This is a genomic window from Mesorhizobium sp. M4B.F.Ca.ET.058.02.1.1 (genome assembly GCF_003952505.1).
Taxonomy (GTDB): domain Bacteria; phylum Pseudomonadota; class Alphaproteobacteria; order Rhizobiales; family Rhizobiaceae; genus Mesorhizobium.
The window spans coordinates 219101-236415 of the sequence record NZ_CP034450.1; the positions used below are offsets into that span (position 1 = coordinate 219101).

The window sequence follows — 17315 nt, forward strand, 5'->3', positions numbered from 1 at the left end:
CGACCTGCGTCCGCTCAGAACGGCGGCGATCTCCGGCTCGCGCGCGCTTGCGACCTGAAGCAGCAGGCGCAACAAAAGGCTGCGCTCATCCTCACGAAACTTGATGCGTCTGCTCTGTTCCAAAGCGCTCTCCTGATCCCGTCCGCATCGGCTGCCGCTGTAGCCGCGCCCTGAATCGAGGGTGGCGCCGGCTGTCAGGCGACCCGGTCGGGAACCGGACGCCCCTCGAAGAAGGCGGTCAGGTTCTCCACCACCTTCATGCCCATCGCCACCCGCGTTTCCTCGGTCGCGCTGCCGAGATGCGGCAGCAGCACGACATTCTCCAACTGCTTCAGTGCCTCCGGAACGGCCGGCTCCTCGGCAAAGACGTCGAGGCCAGCGCCGGCGATCTCGCGCCTTTGCAGCGCGCCGATCAGGGCGTCCTGGTCGACGACGTCGCCGCGCGCGGTGTTGATCAGGAACGCGCTATCCTTCATCAACCGCAGGCTTCGGGCATCGATCAGATGGCGGTTTTCCGCGCCGCCCGGACAGTGCAGGGACACGAAATCGGATGCCGCGAGCACACCTTCCAGAGTCTGCATCTGCACCGCGCTCATGGCGCGCGTCTCCTCATCATCGACCGGCGAGCGATTGAAGAACACGATCTTCATGCCGAAGCCGAAATGCGCGCGCCTGGCCGTCGCCTTGCCGATGCGCCCCATGCCGACAATACCCAAGGTCTTGCCCGACACCTTCGCGCCGGCCATGTGGGTCGGTGACCAGCCGCGCCACTCTCCGGCCCGCAGCTGCCGTTCGCCTTCACCGGTCCGGCGCGCGACAGCCAACATCAGGCTAAGCGCGAGGTCGGCGGTGCAATCGGTCAGCACGCCAGGCGTGTTGGTCACCACGATGTCGCGGTCGCGGGCCGCCGCGACATCGATATGGCTGAAGCCGACGCCGAAATTGGCGATGATGCGGGTGCGGGCGTCGCCGTCGGGAAACACGGCGGAAGGCAAGCGGTCGCTGACCGTTGCCAGGATGGCGTCAAAATCCGCGAAGGCGGAAGTCATCGCGGCAGCACTCAGCGGCGTGTCGTCTGCGTTGAGGGTCGTGTCGAAGCGCTCGGCGAGGATCGCTTCGACGGCGGCCGGCCATTTGCGGGTGACAATCAAACGCGGTTTCATCGAATTTCCTGCCGATCGACGGGCCGCCGCGATGCTTGCGCCGGCCCGATACAGACTTTCACTTGCGTTATGTGGCCTTCAGCGGCCGTCACGCCGCCTTCTTGGTCCGCGCCAGCGTGTCGGCCACGACCTCGCCAAAGGAGGCGGGAGTCGGCACGATGACGACGCCGGCTTCCTTCAGGATCTCGACCTTTTCCTGCGCCGACTCGCCGAAGGCGGAGATGATCGCGCCGGCGTGGCCCATGCGGCGGCCCTTCGGCGCCGAAAGCCCGGCGATGTAGGCGATCAGCGGCTTGCGCATGTTGTCGCGCGCCCAGATCGCGGCTTCGGCTTCCTGCGGACCGCCGATCTCGCCGATCATGACCACGGCGTCGGTATCCTCGTCGCGTTCGAAGAGCTGCAGGATGTCCTTGAAGGACGAGCCGTTGATCGGGTCGCCGCCGATGCCGACGCTGGTCGACACGCCGATGCCGAGCGCCTTCATCTGCGAGGCCGCCTCGTAGCCCAGCGTGCCGGAGCGGCCGACGATGCCGACGCGGCCGGGGAGGTAGATGCTGCCGGGCATGATGCCCATCAGCGCCTGTCCGGGCGTGATGACGCCGGCGCAGTTCGGACCGACGAGGCGCATGCGGTCCTCGAAGCGATAACGGCGCATGTAGCGCTTGACCTGCATCATGTCCTGCGACGGGATGCCGTCGGTGATGCAGACGCAAAGCTTGATGCCGGCGTCCGCCGCTTCCATGATCGAATCGGCGGCGAAGGGCGGCGGCACGAAGACAATGCTGGCCTCGGCGCGGGTCTCGCGCACGGCGCCCTTGACGGTGTTGAAGATGGGCAGGCCGAGATGGGTCTGGCCGCCCTTGCCGGGGGTGACGCCGCCGACCAGCTTGGTGCCGTAGCGCTTCATGTCCTCGGCATGGAAGCTGCCGATCTTGCCGGTGAAGCCCTGGACGATGACGCGGGTGCTGCGATTGAGCAGGATTGCCATTTTTTCGGTCTCCCTCAGGCTGCTTTTTTCTTCTTGGCGGCCGCGCGCCAGGCGGCGACGGCCTTTTCGGCGGCTTCGGCCAGCGTGTCGGCGACGATCACCGCCTCGCCGGAATCGGCCAGGATCTTGCGTCCTTCCTCGACCTTGGTGCCGGAGAGCCGCACCACCAGCGGCACGTCGACGCCGACTTCGCGGATCGCCTTGATGACGCCTTCGGCGACCCAGTCGCAGCGGTTGATGCCGGCGAAGATGTTGACCAGGATGGTCTCGACATTCTTGTCGCCGAGCACGGCGCGGAAGGATTTCGCCACCCGCTCCGGAGAGGCGCCGCCGCCGATGTCGAGGAAGTTGGCCGGCTCGCCGCCGGCGATCTTGATCATGTCCATCGTCGCCATGGCGAGGCCGGCGCCATTGATGATGCAGCCGATATTGCCCTCCAGGCCGACATAGGAAAGGCCGCGGTCACTGGCGAAGGTTTCGCGCGGGTCTTCCTGGCTCTTGTCGCGCAATTCGGAGATCTCCGGGCGGCGGAACAGGGCGTTCTCGTCGAACGACATCTTGGCGTCGAGCGCGACCAGGCTGCCGTCGCGGGTCACCACCAGCGGATTGATCTCCAGCATCGAGGCGTCGTAATCGCGGAACACCTGGTAGCAGCCGAGGATGGTTTCGGTCGCCTTGCCGATCAGATTGCTCTCGAGCCCGAGGCCGAAAGCGATCTCGCGCGCCTGGAAGCCCTGCATGCCGACGCCGGGATCGACCGTGGCGCGGATGATCGAATCCGGCTTCTTTTCGGAGATATCCTCGATCTCCATGCCGCCGGCGGCCGACGCCACGATCATGACGCGCTCTTCCTTACGGTCGAGCACGAAGCCGAGATAGAGCTCCTGGGCGATGTCGACCGCCTCCTCGAGATAGAGGCGCGAGATCAGCTTGCCGCGCGGGCCGGTCTGCTGGGTCACCAGCTTGCGGCCGAGCATGGCTTCGGCGGCGTTGGAGATTTCCTCGTCGTTGGCGCAGAGCTTGATGCCGCCGGCCTTGCCGCGCGCACCGGAGTGAACCTGCGCCTTCAGCACCCATCTCGAGCCGCCGATCTCGCGCGCCCGGTAGGTCGCCTGCTCGGGGCTGTAGGCGAGGCCGCCGCGCGGCACGTGCACGCCGTGGCGGGCGAGCAGTTCCTTGGCCTGATATTCGTGAATGTCCATTTTTTCCTCCGAAAACTCTTAGTGGGTCGCGGCCTGGCCAGCGCGCTCGATCGCCTCGCTGACCACCAGCACGTTGCGCGCCATGCGTTCCGACGCCGCGTCGATCATCTTGCCGTCGAGCGCAGCCGCGCCCTTGCCGAGCGCCTCCGCCTCCTTCAGCACCTCCAGGATGCGCCTGGCGCGGGTGACCTCTTTCTCCGGCGGCGAGAACACGTCGTTGGCGAGCGCGATCTGCGATGGATGGATCGCCCATTTGCCTTCGATGCCGAGTGCCGCGGCACGCCTTGCGGCCGCATTGTAGCCTTCGGGATCGGAGAAATCGCCGAACGGCCCGTCGATGGCGCGCAGGCCGTAGGCCCTGCAGGCGACAGTCATCCGCGACAAAGCGAAATGCCACTGGTCGCCGGGATAGTCGGGATTGAGGCCGCCGATGTTGACGGTGCGCGCCTTGTTGCTTGCGGCATAGTCGGCAACGCCGAAATGCATCGCTTCCAGCCGGCCCGGCGTGGCAGCGATCGCCTCGACATTGGCCATGCCGAGCGCTGTCTCGATCAGCGCCTCGAGGCCGACGCGAGTCTTGTAACCCTTGGCCATCTCAATCTGGTTGACCATGGCCTCGACCATATAGAGGTCGGCCGGGACGCCGACCTTCGGAACCAGGATGGTGTCCAGCCGATCGCCGGCCTGCTCCATGACGTCGACCACGTCGCGATACATGTAGTGCGTGTCGAGGCCGTTGATGCGCACCGAGACGGTCTTGCCCTTGGCGCGCCAATCGATGTCGTTGAGCGCCTCGATGATGTTCTTGCGGGCGCGCTCCTTGTCCGGCGGCGCGACCGCGTCCTCGATGTCGAGAAAGACGAAGTCGGCGGCGCTGTTCGCCGCCTTTTCGATCATCTCCGGGCTCGAACCCGGAACCGCCAGCTCGCTGCGCTGCAGCCGGAGCTTCTTCAGGTGGTTGATGGTGTGGCTCATGGTCGGTCCTCCTCAGGCGGCTTCGGCAACTGGCACGGCGGCCGAGGCGCGGAAGTGCTGGATGGCGGCGCCGACGCCGGAGCCCGGCGCCAGCTTGACGCCGCAGTCGAGCAGCGTCAGCTCGGCGGCCGACAGCGAGGCCAGCACCATCACCTCGTTCAGCCAGCCGAGATGGCCGATGCGGAACACTTTGCCGGCCACCTTGTTGAGGCCGCCGCCGAGCGATGTCTGGTAGGTCCCGTAGGCTCGCTTGACGACGTTGGCGCTGTCGATGCCTTCGGGCACCAGGATGGCGCTGACCGTATCGGAGTGCCATTGCGGAGTCTTGGCGCACAGCTTCAGGCCCCAGGCGTCGACGGCCTTGCGCACGCCTCCAGCGAGGCGATGGTGGCGAGCGAAGATGTTCTCCAGCCCTTCCGCGGCGATCAGGTCGAGCGAGGCGCGAAGGCCACGCAGCAGTTGTGTGGCCGGCGTATAGGGGAAGTAGCCCGTATCGTTGACGCGGATCATGTCCTCGAAGGAGAAGTAACAACGCCGGTGGGTCGCGACCCGCGACGCGGCAAGCGCCTTCTGGCTGACCGACAGGAAGCCGAGGCCGGCCGGCAGCATGAAGCCTTTCTGCGAGCCGCTGACGGCGCAGTCGACGCCCCATTCTTCCTGACGGAAGTCGATCGAGCCGATCGACGAGACGCCGTCGACGAAGAGCAGGGCAGGGTGGTTTGCGTCGTCGAGCACCGCGCGGCAGCCGGCGACATCGCTGGTGACGCCGGTCGCCGTCTCGTTCTGCGTGCAGAACACAGCCTTGATGCGGTGCGCCTTGTCGGCCTGCAGCCTCTCGGCATAGAGCTCGAGCGGGACGCCGGTTCCCCATTCGCAGTCGATGACGTCGACCTCGAAGCCGAGACGCTCGGCCATGTCGACCCACAGGTGCGAGAATTGGCCGAAGCGCGACATCAGCACCCGGTCACCGGGGCTGAGCACGTTGGTCATTGCCGATTCCCAGGCGCCGGTGCCGGACGACGGGTAGATGAAGACGCGGCCGGTCTCGTTCTTGAAGACCTTCTTGATGTCCTCGAACAGCGGCAAGGTCAGATCCGGGAACGAGGAGGCGCGCATGTCCTCCATCGGCAGGTTCATGGCCTGCCGGACCTGCTCCGGAATGTTGGTGGGTCCTGGAATGAAAAGATGGGTGAACCCAGCCATGCTCGAACTCCTCCGGTCGTTTGGGATGGTAGAGGAAGTGTCGTTTGGGTGGGCCTGAGCAACAACACTCTGGCGGGTAAGTTGTCACCGCGCGCGGGTAGGCCCAGCCTACCCGGTCGTCCTACCCGAAAGGCGATTTGGGCGCGCGGCGCTTCTCGCTCGAATAAAGCGCGACCGCCATGGCGCGGTTGCGGACGTCGAGCTTGTCGTAGAGATTCTTGAGGTGATACTTCACCGTATTCTCGGAAATCCCGGTTCGCGTTGCGATCTGCAGATTGGTCCATCCGTCAGAAAGCACCGCCAGGAGCTCACGCTCGCGCACGGTGAGCTGGGCCAACGGCGTGTCATTGACCTTGTTGATGTCGATGTAAGGGATGCAGATGCGGCCATGCGCCACCGCCAGGATGGTCTCGAAGATGATCGGCGGATCATCGAACTGGAAGCAATAGCCCTGGGCGCCGAGCCGCACGCACTGCTTGAGGATGCCGATGTCATGGTCGTTGGAAAAGACGGTGATGCGCACGTCGAGCTTGCGGCTCTGGACTTCGGCCAGGATGTCGGCACCGTCCATGTCGGAGAGCTTCCAGCCGATGACGGCGACGTCGAATTCAGGTTCCGCAGCCAAGTCCAGGAATTGCTTGCCGCTCTGCACCGAAGCCACGAGTTCGAAGCGGCCGTCGCATTCCAGCATTTCACGAAGGGCCGAGACGACGAGCGGATTGCGTTCGGCGACGATCACGCGAACGCGTCGCTCCTCAATTGACCCGTTTCCTCTCTCCGGCTTCGTCGTCAAGGGTTTCCGGTTTTTCTCTTTGCGGCCGGGGCGAGCCCGATCGTGGTCCTGCATTCTGACAATTCTGCCGCAACCGCGCGGGCGTGCTCTTTCCCCAGCGACATGCGCTGTCGCGTCGCCTGAAGCCGGACCGGCATCCTCTTTTGGTGGAATCGGCTTTTTCGGTGGTTACCGGACGATGTCTCCTACCAACGGAATTGATCGGGCGGGAAAGAGCGTATTTCGTTTGATATACCCGGGCGTTAGAGCGATAGGTTCGCAAATCGAATCGTGCTGCCGAACCATCATTCTTTCGCGCGTCGGATTTCCCAAATGCGGTTTCCCCTTTGGGTTCGATGCTCTAGACCTGAACTCTAGCTTTTCCGGAATCCTGACGGCGGGAGGCGCTGGTGGAAGCCCAGGACAATCAGACGACCGACGCCAGGCCGCATGAGGAGGCCCACGCCGACATCTATGGCGAGGACGGCGCCGTCCTGTCGTCCTTCCTGGCCCATGTCGGCGCGGCCATCGCCGACCGCGACACGCTGACCCTCAAGCGTGACGTCGGCGACCTGCACCAGTCGGAGCTTGGCGACCTGCTCGAGGCGCTGCATCCGGAGCAGCGCCGCGCGCTGGTCGAACTGCTCGGTTCCGACTTCGACTTCTCCGCGCTGACCGAGGTCGACGAGGCGATCCGCCTCGACATCGTCGACAATCTGCCGAACGAGCAAATCGCGCAGGCGGTGCAGGAGCTCGATTCCGACGACGCGGTCTACATTCTGGAGGACCTCGACCAGGAGGACCAGGACGAGATCCTGTCGCAACTGCCGTTCACCGAGCGCATCAGGCTCAGGCGCTCGCTCGACTATCCGGAGGAGTCGGCCGGTCGGCGCATGCAGACGGAATTCGTCGCCGTGCCGCCGTTCTGGACTATCGGCCAGACCATCGACTACATGCGCGAGGACAACAACCTTCCCGACCGCTTCAGCCAGATATTCGTCATCGATCCGAGCTTCAAGCTCGTCGGCGCCATCGACCTGGACCAGATCTTGCGCACCAAGCGGGCGGTGAAGGTCGAGGACGTCATGCATGAGACGAGGCATGCCATCCCCGCCACCATGGACCAGGAAGAGGCGGCGCGGGAATTCGAGCAATACGACCTGTTGTCTGCCGCGGTGGTCGATGAGAACGAGCGGCTGGTCGGCGTGCTCACCATCGACGACGTCGTCGACGTCATCCAGCAGGAGGCCGAGGAGGACCTTCTGCGCATGGGCGGCGTCGGCGACGAGGAACTGTCCGACACGGTGCTCGCGACCTCGCGCTCGCGCGTGCCGTGGCTGCTGGTCAACCTTCTGACGGCCTTCCTCGCGGCCTCGGTAATCGGCCTGTTCGACCAGACGATCGAGCATATCGTTGCGCTGGCCGTGCTCATGCCGATCGTGGCCGGCATGGGCGGCAATGCCGGCTCGCAAACGATGACCGTCACCGTGCGCGCGCTGGCGACGAAGGATATCGACATCTACAACGCCGCCCGCATTATTCGCCGCGAAGTCGGCGTCGGCCTCATCAACGGCATCGTGTTCGCGGTGCTGATCGGCATCGTCGCGGCGGCATGGTTTCGCGACCCCAATCTGGGCGGCATCATTGCGGCGGCGATGATCATCAACATGTTCGCGGCGGCGCTGGCCGGCATCCTGATCCCGCTGCTGCTCGACCGCTTCAAGATCGATCCGGCGGTGGCGTCGGCCGTCTTCGTCACCACGGTCACCGACTGCGTTGGCTTCTTCGCCTTTCTGGGCTTGGCCACCTGGTGGTTCGCCGTACCCTGAAGGCGCAATTGACTTTTACGTAAATGCCGTGCGAGGTTCGGCCGGCTTCCATTCGATTCCGCTCATGGAACGGAGGCGAGGGCGACGCCACCGGACGGCGCCCAGTACCGGCATCGGGAGCAACAATGCGGGAATACTACACGATCACCGAACTGACCCGCGAATTCGACGTGTCGACGCGCACGCTGCGCTTCTACGAGGACGAGGGCCTGGTGCAGCCGGTGCGGCGCGGCCGCACGAGGCTGTTCCGCCCGTCCGACCGGCATCTGATCCGCCAGATCATGCGGGGAAAAAGGCTCGGCTTCTCGATCAACGAGATCCGCGAAATCATCCAGATGTACAAGGAGCCGCCCGGCGAGGTCGGCCAGCTCAAGCTGATGATCAAGCGCATTGAGGAAAAGCGCGAGGATCTCAGGCAGAAGCGGCGCGACCTGGAAGAAACGCTGGCCGAGCTCGACCAGGCGGAAGAATCCTGCGTCGAGCGTCTGGTGGAGCTCGGCGTAAACACCTGAACTCAGTGGGGTACCTCCGGCTCAAATCCAGCGCCGCACCCGCTTGGCGTAGTCGCGGTATTTCTTGCCGAATTTAGCCGCCAGCACCTTCTCCTCCTTTTCGACCGCCAGCTTCTGCGTGGCGAACGCGGCGACGAAGGCGAACAGCAGGAACCAGGCGATCCCGGTGATGAAGGCGACGCCGATCAACAGCAGCGTGTTGGCAAGATACATCGGATTGCGGGTGATCGAGAACGGGCCCGATGTGACGAGATGGTCCGGCACCGCGTTCGGATTGAACGTCGTCTTCGCTCGCAGCATGACCCGGATCGCCGTGAACCAGAGCGCGGCGACAAAGAACAGCGCCACCCAGCCGGCGGCAAACAGGAGGTCGCCGAGGAGATCGCCGATCCACGGCAGCGGAAAGAAGAGGCCGAGCACGACGCTGGCGGCGATGGCGATGACGTAGATCAGCGGCGGCCACGGGATGAGCCCGGGTTTCGGCTGACTGTCGGTCATTGCTGTCCTCCCTCCATCGCGCTGTCGGTGCTCGCCGTGCAAGCGCCGGCGAGCTCGGCGAGATGCGCCTTGAACCCCGGTGTCTGGTCGCCCTTGTAGAGCCTGTCCAGTATCCCTTCGCCCTGCAGCGTACCCAGCATGCAGCCACAATAGCTCGTACAGAATTTGCTGTCGCGCTGCTGTTCACAGGATATCTGGCAGGATTTGAGGAAGCTGGCGTCCTGGTCCAGCGGCGCCGCCGGCATCACCTGCGAAAACAGCCAGACCGAACCGAACAGCAGTGGCTGATGGATCAGATAGAAGGCGAGGCTGTGGCGGCCGATGAAGACCAGCGGGTTCGACCAGCGGCCGGGCGCCAATTTCGCCAGCCTGGCAAGCAGGCCGCAGGTGGAAGCGAGTTTCGCCGCGGCAATGCCCAACAGCACGGCGCCGAACCATGGGAAGAGCGGCACATAGTCGTTGGAGCGCGGGTTGGTCGCCGACAGGCCGACCCACCACAGCGCCGGATGGTCGAAGGCTTCCGAGCGCAGATAGAGCGGGGCGGCGATCACAAGCGCCGCGACGGCGATGGTCAGCAGCGAGGGCAATCGCAGGAAGGCGAGGCCGAGCAGGGATGCGAGCGCGATCTCGTGCAATATGCCGAAGAAGATGAAGCCATCCGGCGTGGCGATGCGAGTGATCAACGAAATGGCCAGCGCCGCCACGGCGACCATGGCAAAGCGCTTCCAGAAGCCCGGCCAACGGATCTGCCTTCCATGGGCGAGGAACAGGCTGACGCCGACCAGGAACAGGAAGGTCGAGGCGATGCAGCGCGCGTAGATCTTCCACCAGCCGAAGGCGGTGAGGCCGGGATCGGCATAGCCGAAATTCTCGAGGTCCCAGGTGAAATGGTAGCTCGCCATGGCCAGCAGGGCCAAGCCGCGCACGATGTCGATGGCGACGATGCGTCCTTGCTTCGGCGTGTCCTGAACAGGTTCGGCCGGCGATTGAAGGCTCATCGTGTCTCGCATTCCGATTCAGTGATACCAAACGACTATCATGGTTCAGCCAGACAAAAGAAGGCGGGACCTCTGTCGCCTGGTATCAAGCTGCCCGCCGTTTTCTTTCGAGCGGTTCGAGGGCCGGCCGTGAGCCTGGGTTCAGCGTTCGCCACGCGCGCGGGCTGCCGGCGGCGGCCGTGGCTTTGTCACCTGGCGGCATCTGCCGAAGTCGCTCTAGGGTTTGGGCGAAAATGCCTGATGCCGCGCGCGCACCCATTCGTGGAAACGGTGCAGGTCGTACTCCTCCGGCATCAGCACACCGGCCTCGTGGCGCATCGAACGCAGGCCCTTCTGGTTGACCTCGCAGATCGCCGCGTCCTCTTCCAGCACCTGCCTGCCAAAGGCGACGATGTTGTCGATGTCGGCTTCCGGCGAGGCGAGCGCTTCGGCCGGGAACAGCCATTCGGCTGACAGTTCCGTCTGCTCGGGGCCGAGCGGCACAAGCCGCACGGTGCGCACATAGTCGACATGGCCGACGATGAACATCGACGGCAGGCTTGTGGCGTAGGTCTGGCCGGCGGCGCATTCGGCCGGCGTCAGGCCGGCAAACACCGGGCCGTGCGCGCGGCCGTCGCGCGACCAGGTCTCGGCGCCGGCTCGGAGGCCGCCGGAATATTCCGGCGCGTCATTGTCGGCGTGGCGCGCCCATTCTGGATCGTCGTGCCTCGTCATCAGGCCACGGCCATACATCGGCACCAGCCGCGACAGGTCCTTGTGGACGCCAGGGCAATGCAGGCACTCGTTGAAATTCTCCCAGAAGATCTTCCAGTTGCAGTTCATGACCTTGCGCAGCGCATGGCCGGTGACCAGCGTCTCCAGCGGCCAGTTGGCGAGATTGCCGGAAGCTCTGTCGAACGAAGCTTCCGCCGAGCCGGCGGCATCTTCGGCGAGGTTGATGAAGACGAAGCCGCGCCACACCGACAGCGCCACGCCATAGAGCGGGTAGTCTGCCTTGTCGAAGCCTTCGGGCAGCGACTTCGACGGCACGCGCACGAGATCGCCGCGCAGCGAATAGGACCAGGCGTGGTAGGGGCAGGTCAGCAGCCTGGCCTTCAGCCTTCCCTCGCTCTCCTGGCAAAGCTGCGAGCCGCGATGCCGGCAGGTGTTGTGGAAGGCGCGCAATTCGCCGGCCTCGTCGCGCAGCACCACGATCTCCTGCGTGCCGACGCGGAATGTCCTGAAAGCCAGCGGCTGGGCAAGATCGGCCTCACGGCAGACCAGCAGCCAGCTTTTGTACCAGATCGCGTCGAGGTCACGACCGTGGGCCCCGGCATCCCAATAGGCCGACGACGGCAGCGTCGGCGCAAGCCTGGTCAGGCCGGTGTAGAGGTCGTCGCTCGGTTTGGGCTGCATAGGCGGCTCCCTGAATGGTCCAGCCGACACCCGGGCAGGATGTTTGTCAATCGCTCGCGCCGTGGCCATTGTGGCACGCAATCGCCGCCCCTAAGGTCGGCGCTTCACAAGTCGGGTGCCCAGGGACAGTTCATGCCGCCAAGGACAATGTCGCTCACCGAGGAGCTGGTCGCGCGCTGCTTTCGCGTCGTCGAGGACAGCGGGCCTGATCCCAACGCGATGCATCTGGACGATGCCGACTATGATGCGATGCTGGACACGCTGGAGGCTGAGCTGCCTGGCAGCGAGCCGCTCTGGCTGTTCGGCTACGGGTCGCTGATCTGGAAGCCCGAGATCGACCATGTCGAAGAGCGGGTAGCGGTCGCGCGCGGCTGGCACAGATCCTTCTGCATGAAGATGACGCGCTGGCGCGGCACCAGGGAGCAGCCTGGCCTGATGATGGCGCTGGACCGGGGCGGGCAGTGCAAGGGCGTCGCCTTCAGGCTTGGCGATGCCGACCGGCGCCAGCAGCTCGACAAGGTCTTGCGGCGCGAGGTGACGCTGAAGCCGACCAGCTACCATCCGCGCCTGCTCAACCTTTCGAGCGATGGTGGCACGTTGCGGGCGCTGGCCTTCGTCATCAACCGCAAGGGCACAACCTATGCCGGCCCGCTTGAGGAAAAAGAGGTGGTCGAAAGGCTGGCGACGTCCTGCGGGCACTGGGGATCGGGCGCAGACTATCTTTACAACACGGTGAAGAACCTGGAGCAGCGCGGCATCCATGACAGCCATCTGTGGCGGCTGCAGCATCTGGTTGCTGAACGAATTGCCGCGTCGGACAGCTAGGCCCGGTGGCGCATTTGCGCTGGTGGCCGCCGGAATTTGGTTTGCCGGGCGCGACGATTCTGCCTATAGTCCTGCCGTCGTCGGTTCCGTTTTTGGAGCCAAGAGGGAATGCGGTGAGGGCGAATTCGTCCAATGCCGTGGCTGCCCCCGCAACTGTGTGCGGTAGTCCTCTCCAAGACCACTGAGGAAATTCCTCGGGAAGGTGGGGAAGGGCGCTGATCCGCGAGCCAGGAGACCTGCCGGCGACAGAAACGTTGAATTCTATGCCCTCGGGTGGAGGGCGAAAGGACAAGACATGACGACCGCTTCCGTCTCCCTCGGCACCTCCGTCTCCTCGCAGTCGCGCTTCATGCAGCTGGCCATGGCCGCGTTGCTCGGCATTTTCGTCGTCGGCTTTGTCGGCTTCTCGCATCTCGATGCCGTCCACAATGCCGCTCACGACTACCGCCACTCGATGGCCTTTCCCTGCCACTGACAAGGGCCTGACATCATGAACCTGTTTCGCAACGTCGTGTTCATCGCGGCGATCGCAGGGCTCGTGGCCGGCGTTGTTCTCGCTTGCCTGCAGGCCTATGCAACCGTGCCGCTGATCCTCAAGGCCGAAGTCTACGAACAGGCCGGCGGCGGCCATCATCATGATCATGCCGCGGCGCCTGCCGAGACCGGCAACGCCATGAGCTCCGCCGCTCCGGCCGGAAATGCCATGAGTTCCGTGGCGCCGGCTCCGGCCGAAGCGGCCGCGCCAGCGGAAGACGAGGGCTGGGCACCGGCCGACGGCTTCGAGCGTTTCGCCTTCAACGTCGTCGCCAACATCGTCACCGGCATCGGCTTCGCGCTGATCCTGGTCGCGGTTTCGGAATTCGCCGGCGGCATCGGCAGCTGGCGCCAGGGCGTGTTCTGGGGGCTCGCCGGCTTTGCCGTGTTCACCCTGGCCCCCGGCCTCGGCCTGCCGCCGGAACTGCCGGCGATGCCGGCGGCCGAACTCCTGCCGCGCCAGATCTGGTGGACGGCGACAGCGGTCGCGACCGCCGCCGGACTCGGCCTGATCGCCTTCCGCAAATCGCTGCCGCTGGCGATCCTGGCCGTAGCCCTGATCGTCGCGCCGCACATCGTCGGCGCGCCGCAGCCGGAAAGCTTCAAGACGCCGATTCCCGAAGGCCTGCATCACCAGTTCGTGGTCGCCGTGACACTCACCGATCTGGTGTTCTGGCTGGTGCTGGGTGCCGCCGTCGGCGTGGTGCGCGGCCGCTTCACCGGCACGGCCACCAGCCTGCGCGACAGCTTTGCCTGATCGCAGGGGACTGACCTTCATCATCGGCGGTGCGCGCTCCGGCAAGAGCGCGCATGCCGAAACCCTGGTGACGGCGAGTCCCTCGCCATGGGCTTACATCGCCACCGCGGAAGCCTATGACGATGAGATGCGCGAGCGCATCGCGCTGCATCGGGCGCGTCGCGGCGAGGGCTGGGCGACGGTCGACGCGCCGCTCGATCTTGCCGCCGCGATCGAGGCGCTGCCTGACCACGAACCCGTCTTGATCGACTGCCTGACTCTGTGGCTGACCAATCATATGCTGGCCGAGCGCGACCTCGATGCGGAATGCCGGCGGCTTGTGGATGTTCTATCGCGGCCGCGCGGGCCGTGGTTCGTGGTGTCCAACGAGGTTGGCCTGGGCATCGTGCCCGACAATGCGCTGGCGAGGCGGTTTCGCGATGCCGCCGGCCGGCTCAACCAGCAGGTCGCCGCCGTCGCCGATACGGTGCTGCTGATGGTGGCCGGTCTGCCGCTGAAAGTGAAGTGAGATGACCGAGACTGATGACAAGGATGCCGAGCGCCATCGCGCCAAGATGGCCAAGCGCAAGGCTGTTCAGGACGCCGAGGTGGCGGCAAAGACGATCGAGAAGGGACTGCTGATCGTCAACACCGGACCGGGCAAGGGCAAGACTACGGCCGCCTTCGGGCTGGCGCTCAGGATGCTCGGCTACGGCAAGCGTGTCGGCGTCGTCCAGTTCATCAAGGGCAAATGGCAGACCGGCGAGAAGGACGCCTTTGCCGCCTTCGGCGACCGCGTCGTGTGGCATGCGATGGGCGAGGGCTTCACCTGGGAGACGCAGGACCTGAAGCGCGACATCGCCGCCGCCGAGGCTGCCTGGGCAAAAGCACTGGAGCTGATGGCGGATCCGTCGATCAGCCTTGTCGTGCTCGACGAGCTCAACATCGCGCTGCGCTACGACTATCTCGATCTGGAAAAGGTCGTTGCCGCGCTGAAGGCGCGCCGTGCTGACCTGCATATCATCGTCACCGGCCGAAACGCCAAGCCGCTGCTGGTCGAGGCGGCCGATCTCGTCACCGAAATGGGGCTGACCAAGCATCATTTCTCGGCCGGCGTGAAAGCCCAGCAAGGCATCGAGTTCTGATCACATCGTCAGATAGATCAACAGCGCCGACAGGATGCCGAACAGCGCGATCAGCAGCCGGTCGGCCACCTGGTAGAGCTTCAGCGCCTGCCTGATGTCGAGGCTTTCCGCCTCGCGCCGGCCGCCTTCGCCCATGTAGGCATCCTCGACGACGACGCCGCTATAGCTGCGCGGGCCGGCCAGGGCGAGACCCAGCGCGCCGGCCATCGCCGCCTCCGGCCAGCCGGCATTGGGCGAACGGTGCTTCCTGGCGTCGCGCCGCATGGCCTGCCAGGCGTTGCGGGGGTCCGCGCCCTTGACGAAGAAGGCAGCCAGCACGATCAGCAGCCCGGTCAGCCGCGATGCCGGCAGGTTGATCCAGTCGTCGAAGCGCGCCGCCGCCCAGCCGAAGGCCTCATGGCGTGGCGTGCGGTGGCCGATCATGGAATCGGCGGTGTTGGCGGCCTTGTAGGCGACGCCGCCGGCCAGCCCGCAGACCCCGCTCCAGAAGGCCGGTGCGACGATGCCGTCGGAGAAATTCTCGGCCAGGCTTTCGATCGCCGCGCGGGAAACGCCTGCCTTGTCGAGCTTTTCGGGATCGCGACCGACGATGCGCGAGACGGCGATGCGGCCGAGCGTAAGGCCGCCGGTGTCGAGCGCGTCGGCCACGGCCTCGACATGCTCGGCCAGGCTCTTCTGCGACATCAGCGACGATGCCAGGATCGCGGTGATGATCAGGCCTACAGGAAACATCTGCCAGAGCAGGAGCTGCACGGCAAAGGCGATGGCCGCCGGCACCAGTACGATGACAAGCAGAGCCATGACGCCCCGGCGGCGACGCCGAGCGTCGGAATCAGTGGCGCGGTTGAGCGCGCGATCGAGAAAGGATATCAGCCTGCCGAACCAGGTGACGGGATGGCCGATGGCCCCGAACAGCCAGTCCGGGTAGCCGAGTGCCCGCTCAATGACCAATGACAGGAAGGCAATCAGTATCGACATGAAGCTTCTTGATGGAGCGATTGCGGCAGTGGATCACGGCGGATCCCTTGGCCGGGCGAGCGCGCTCTTCCCTCACGCGCCACGGCCTTTCGTCGATCTCTCGACGGGTATCAATCCGCACTCCTATCCAATTTTCGAATTGCCCGCCACCACCCTGTCGCGATTGCCGGAAGCGGCGCGGCTCGGCGAACTTCGCGCGGTCGCGGCCAGCGCCTATGGCGCGCCGTCGGCGGCGCATGTGGCGGCCGCGCCCGGCACGCAGATCCTGCTGCCGCGCGTTGCCTCGCTGCTGAAGCCCGGCAAGGCGCTGGTGCTCGGGCCGACCTATGCCGAGCACAGCCGAGCCGCCGCCATCGCCGGCCATGCGGCGGCCGAGGTCGATGATGTCGAAGCGCTTACCGAGGCCGACCTCGCCGTCGTCGTCAACCCCAACAATCCGGACGGTCGCGTCGTTGAGCGCGAAAGACTGCTTCAGCTTGCCGCACGGCTTCGCGCCAGGGGCCGCCTGCTGGTCGTCGACGAGGCGTTCATGGATGTCGGGCCGGCAGCGGAAAGCCTGGCCGGCGATGTCAGGCAGGGCGGCATTGTCGTGCTGCGTTCCTTCGGCAAGTTCTTCGGCCTTGCCGGCGTCAGGCTCGGCTTCGCGCTGGCCGACACGCTGACGGTCCAGCGGCTTGAGACGCAACTGGGGCCCTGGGCGGTGGCAGGCCCGGCGCTCGAATACGGCATCCGCGCGCTTGGCGACACGCAATGGCAGGCCGCCATGCGTGGGCGGCTGGCGCAGGACGCGGCGCGGCTCGACAAGCTGTTCGCCCGGTTCGGCGCTACCGTGGCCGGCGGCACCACGTTGTTCCGCTATCTGCGCCTGCCCGAAGCCGCCGGCCTGTTTTCGGCGCTGGGTGAGCGCGGCATCCTGCTCCGGCATTTCGCCCAGCGGCCACAGGTCCTGCGCGCCGGACTGCCGGGCGATGAGACCGAATGGCAGCGGCTCGAAGCGGCGCTTGCCGACTGGACCTCATTGCGCGAGCATCGGACGAAGGAAACCAGCCCATGATCCATGTCTGTTCGCTGTCGAAAGTCGAGGAGACCGTGGCGAGAACCGGCGCGCAGCGCCTGCTGTCGCTGCTTGCCGCCGGCACCGACGTGATGCGCCCGGCCTCGATCGCGGCGGAAAACCATCTGCATCTGGTCATGCACGATATTGCCGTCGCGCAGGAGGGCATGACCATGCCGGGCGAGCAGCATGTCCGCGCGCTGCTCGATTTCGGTTATCGCTGGGATCGGGCAAAGCCGCTCGTCGTGCATTGCTATGCCGGCATCAGCCGGTCGACCGCCTCGGCCTATATCATTGCCGCGGCGCTGGCGCCGAAGCGCGACGAGGTCGAGCTGGCGCAGACGCTGCGCGCGCTCTCCCCTCGGCGACCCCCAATCCGCGGTTGATCGCCGTCGCCGATGCCTTGCTTGGCCGCGATGGCCGCATGATCGCCGCCATCGAAGCGATCGGGCGCGGCGCCGACGCTTTCGAGGGCATACCTTTCGAGTTGAAGATCGAAGCCTGAATC

18 protein-coding genes, 1 pseudogene and 1 riboswitch are annotated in these 17315 nt (G+C 65.5%); of the genes and pseudogenes, 9 read left to right on the forward strand and 10 right to left on the reverse strand.

The genetic code is table 11. From position 1 onward, the window contains the following. Positions 1-194: 194 nt before the first annotated feature. The 6 genes from EJ073_RS01075 to EJ073_RS01100 form a co-directional block, all read right to left on the reverse strand. A complete protein-coding gene (locus tag EJ073_RS01075) occupies positions 195-1163 on the reverse strand; it encodes a D-glycerate dehydrogenase (RefSeq protein WP_126054041.1) in 969 nt (322 codons plus the stop codon). A gap of 88 nt (positions 1164-1251) precedes the next feature. Then, positions 1252-2151: a succinate--CoA ligase subunit alpha gene (sucD, locus tag EJ073_RS01080; protein ID WP_126054042.1), complete on the reverse strand. Its 900-nt coding sequence runs from the start codon at positions 2149-2151 to the stop codon at positions 1252-1254. Between the two features lie 14 nt (positions 2152-2165). Then, the gene (locus EJ073_RS01085; protein ID WP_126054043.1) at positions 2166-3353 is read right to left on the reverse strand and encodes a malate--CoA ligase subunit beta; all 1188 of its coding nucleotides are present in this window, start codon (positions 3351-3353) and stop codon (positions 2166-2168) included. Positions 3354-3371: 18 nt separating this feature from the next. Next, the gene (locus EJ073_RS01090; RefSeq protein WP_126054044.1) at positions 3372-4328 is read right to left on the reverse strand and encodes a CoA ester lyase; all 957 of its coding nucleotides are present in this window, start codon (positions 4326-4328) and stop codon (positions 3372-3374) included. Between the two features lie 12 nt (positions 4329-4340). Continuing rightward, positions 4341-5531, reverse strand: coding sequence for an aminotransferase class V-fold PLP-dependent enzyme (locus EJ073_RS01095; RefSeq protein WP_126054045.1), 1191 nt, complete (start codon positions 5529-5531; stop codon positions 4341-4343). A gap of 121 nt (positions 5532-5652) precedes the next feature. After that, positions 5653-6324, reverse strand: a complete 672-nt coding sequence (locus tag EJ073_RS01100) for a response regulator transcription factor (protein ID WP_126054046.1) — start codon at positions 6322-6324, stop codon at positions 5653-5655. Positions 6325-6713: 389 nt separating this feature from the next. Here EJ073_RS01100 and mgtE point away from each other — a divergent pair, with 389 nt between their 5' ends. Beyond that, positions 6714-8132, forward strand: coding sequence for a magnesium transporter (mgtE, locus tag EJ073_RS01105; RefSeq protein ID WP_126054047.1), 1419 nt, complete (start codon positions 6714-6716; stop codon positions 8130-8132). Between the two features lie 125 nt (positions 8133-8257). After that, complete coding sequence (locus EJ073_RS01110; protein ID WP_112618641.1) at positions 8258-8644, forward strand: MerR family DNA-binding transcriptional regulator; 387 nt, start codon at positions 8258-8260, stop codon at positions 8642-8644. 21 nt (positions 8645-8665) lie between these two features. On the opposite strand, the gene EJ073_RS01115 is transcribed toward EJ073_RS01110, so the two are convergent. The 3 genes from EJ073_RS01115 to EJ073_RS01125 all read right to left on the reverse strand — a co-directional run bounded on the left by EJ073_RS01115 (position 8666) and on the right by EJ073_RS01125 (position 11535). Further along, complete coding sequence (locus EJ073_RS01115) at positions 8666-9142, reverse strand: isoprenylcysteine carboxylmethyltransferase family protein (RefSeq protein WP_126054048.1); 477 nt, start codon at positions 9140-9142, stop codon at positions 8666-8668. After that, positions 9139-10140 carry a DUF1624 domain-containing protein gene (locus EJ073_RS01120; RefSeq protein WP_126054049.1) on the reverse strand — a complete coding sequence of 334 codons (1002 nt, stop codon included), beginning with the start codon at positions 10138-10140 and terminating at the stop codon, positions 9139-9141. The genes EJ073_RS01115 and EJ073_RS01120 overlap by 4 nt, the downstream gene beginning before the upstream one ends. A 216-nt stretch (positions 10141-10356) precedes the next feature. After that, positions 10357-11535 (reverse strand): aromatic ring-hydroxylating dioxygenase subunit alpha, encoded by a 1179-nt coding sequence (locus tag EJ073_RS01125; protein ID WP_126054050.1) that lies wholly within the window; start codon positions 11533-11535, stop codon positions 10357-10359. Positions 11536-11667: 132 nt separating this feature from the next. Between EJ073_RS01125 and EJ073_RS01130 the strand changes: the two genes are divergently transcribed. The 5 genes from EJ073_RS01130 (at position 11668) to cobO (ending at position 14775) form a co-directional block, all read left to right on the forward strand. After that, entirely contained in the window at positions 11668-12360 is a 693-nt protein-coding gene (locus tag EJ073_RS01130; protein WP_126054051.1) for a gamma-glutamylcyclotransferase, read from the forward strand. 64 nt (positions 12361-12424) lie between these two features. Next, a riboswitch (cobalamin riboswitch) is annotated at positions 12425-12619 on the forward strand. A gap of 36 nt (positions 12620-12655) precedes the next feature. Beyond that, entirely contained in the window at positions 12656-12835 is a 180-nt protein-coding gene (locus EJ073_RS01135) for a CbtB domain-containing protein (RefSeq protein WP_126054052.1), read from the forward strand. Between the two features lie 15 nt (positions 12836-12850). Continuing rightward, entirely contained in the window at positions 12851-13651 is an 801-nt protein-coding gene (locus EJ073_RS01140) for a CbtA family protein (protein WP_126054053.1), read from the forward strand. Continuing rightward, entirely contained in the window at positions 13644-14159 is a 516-nt protein-coding gene (gene cobU, locus EJ073_RS01145) for a bifunctional adenosylcobinamide kinase/adenosylcobinamide-phosphate guanylyltransferase (protein ID WP_126054054.1), read from the forward strand. Before EJ073_RS01140 ends, cobU begins: the two co-directional genes overlap by 8 nt. 1 nt (position 14160) lies before the next feature. Beyond that, positions 14161-14775 (forward strand): cob(I)yrinic acid a,c-diamide adenosyltransferase, encoded by a 615-nt coding sequence (gene cobO / locus EJ073_RS01150; RefSeq protein ID WP_126054055.1) that lies wholly within the window; start codon positions 14161-14163, stop codon positions 14773-14775. Here the strand turns inward: cobO and cbiB are convergent, their stop codons facing one another. Then, positions 14776-15753, reverse strand: a complete 978-nt coding sequence (gene cbiB / locus EJ073_RS01155) for an adenosylcobinamide-phosphate synthase CbiB (RefSeq protein WP_126054056.1) — start codon at positions 15751-15753, stop codon at positions 14776-14778. On the opposite strand from cbiB, the gene cobD reads away from it, so the two are divergent. Beyond that, entirely contained in the window at positions 15752-16807 is a 1056-nt protein-coding gene (gene cobD / locus EJ073_RS01160; RefSeq protein ID WP_126054057.1) for a threonine-phosphate decarboxylase CobD, read from the forward strand. The genes cbiB and cobD overlap by 2 nt on opposite strands. After that, positions 16804-17312, forward strand: a pseudogene (locus EJ073_RS01165) (tyrosine phosphatase family protein). Before cobD ends, EJ073_RS01165 begins: the two are co-directional and overlap by 4 nt. Positions 17313-17315: the final 3 nt, after the last annotated feature.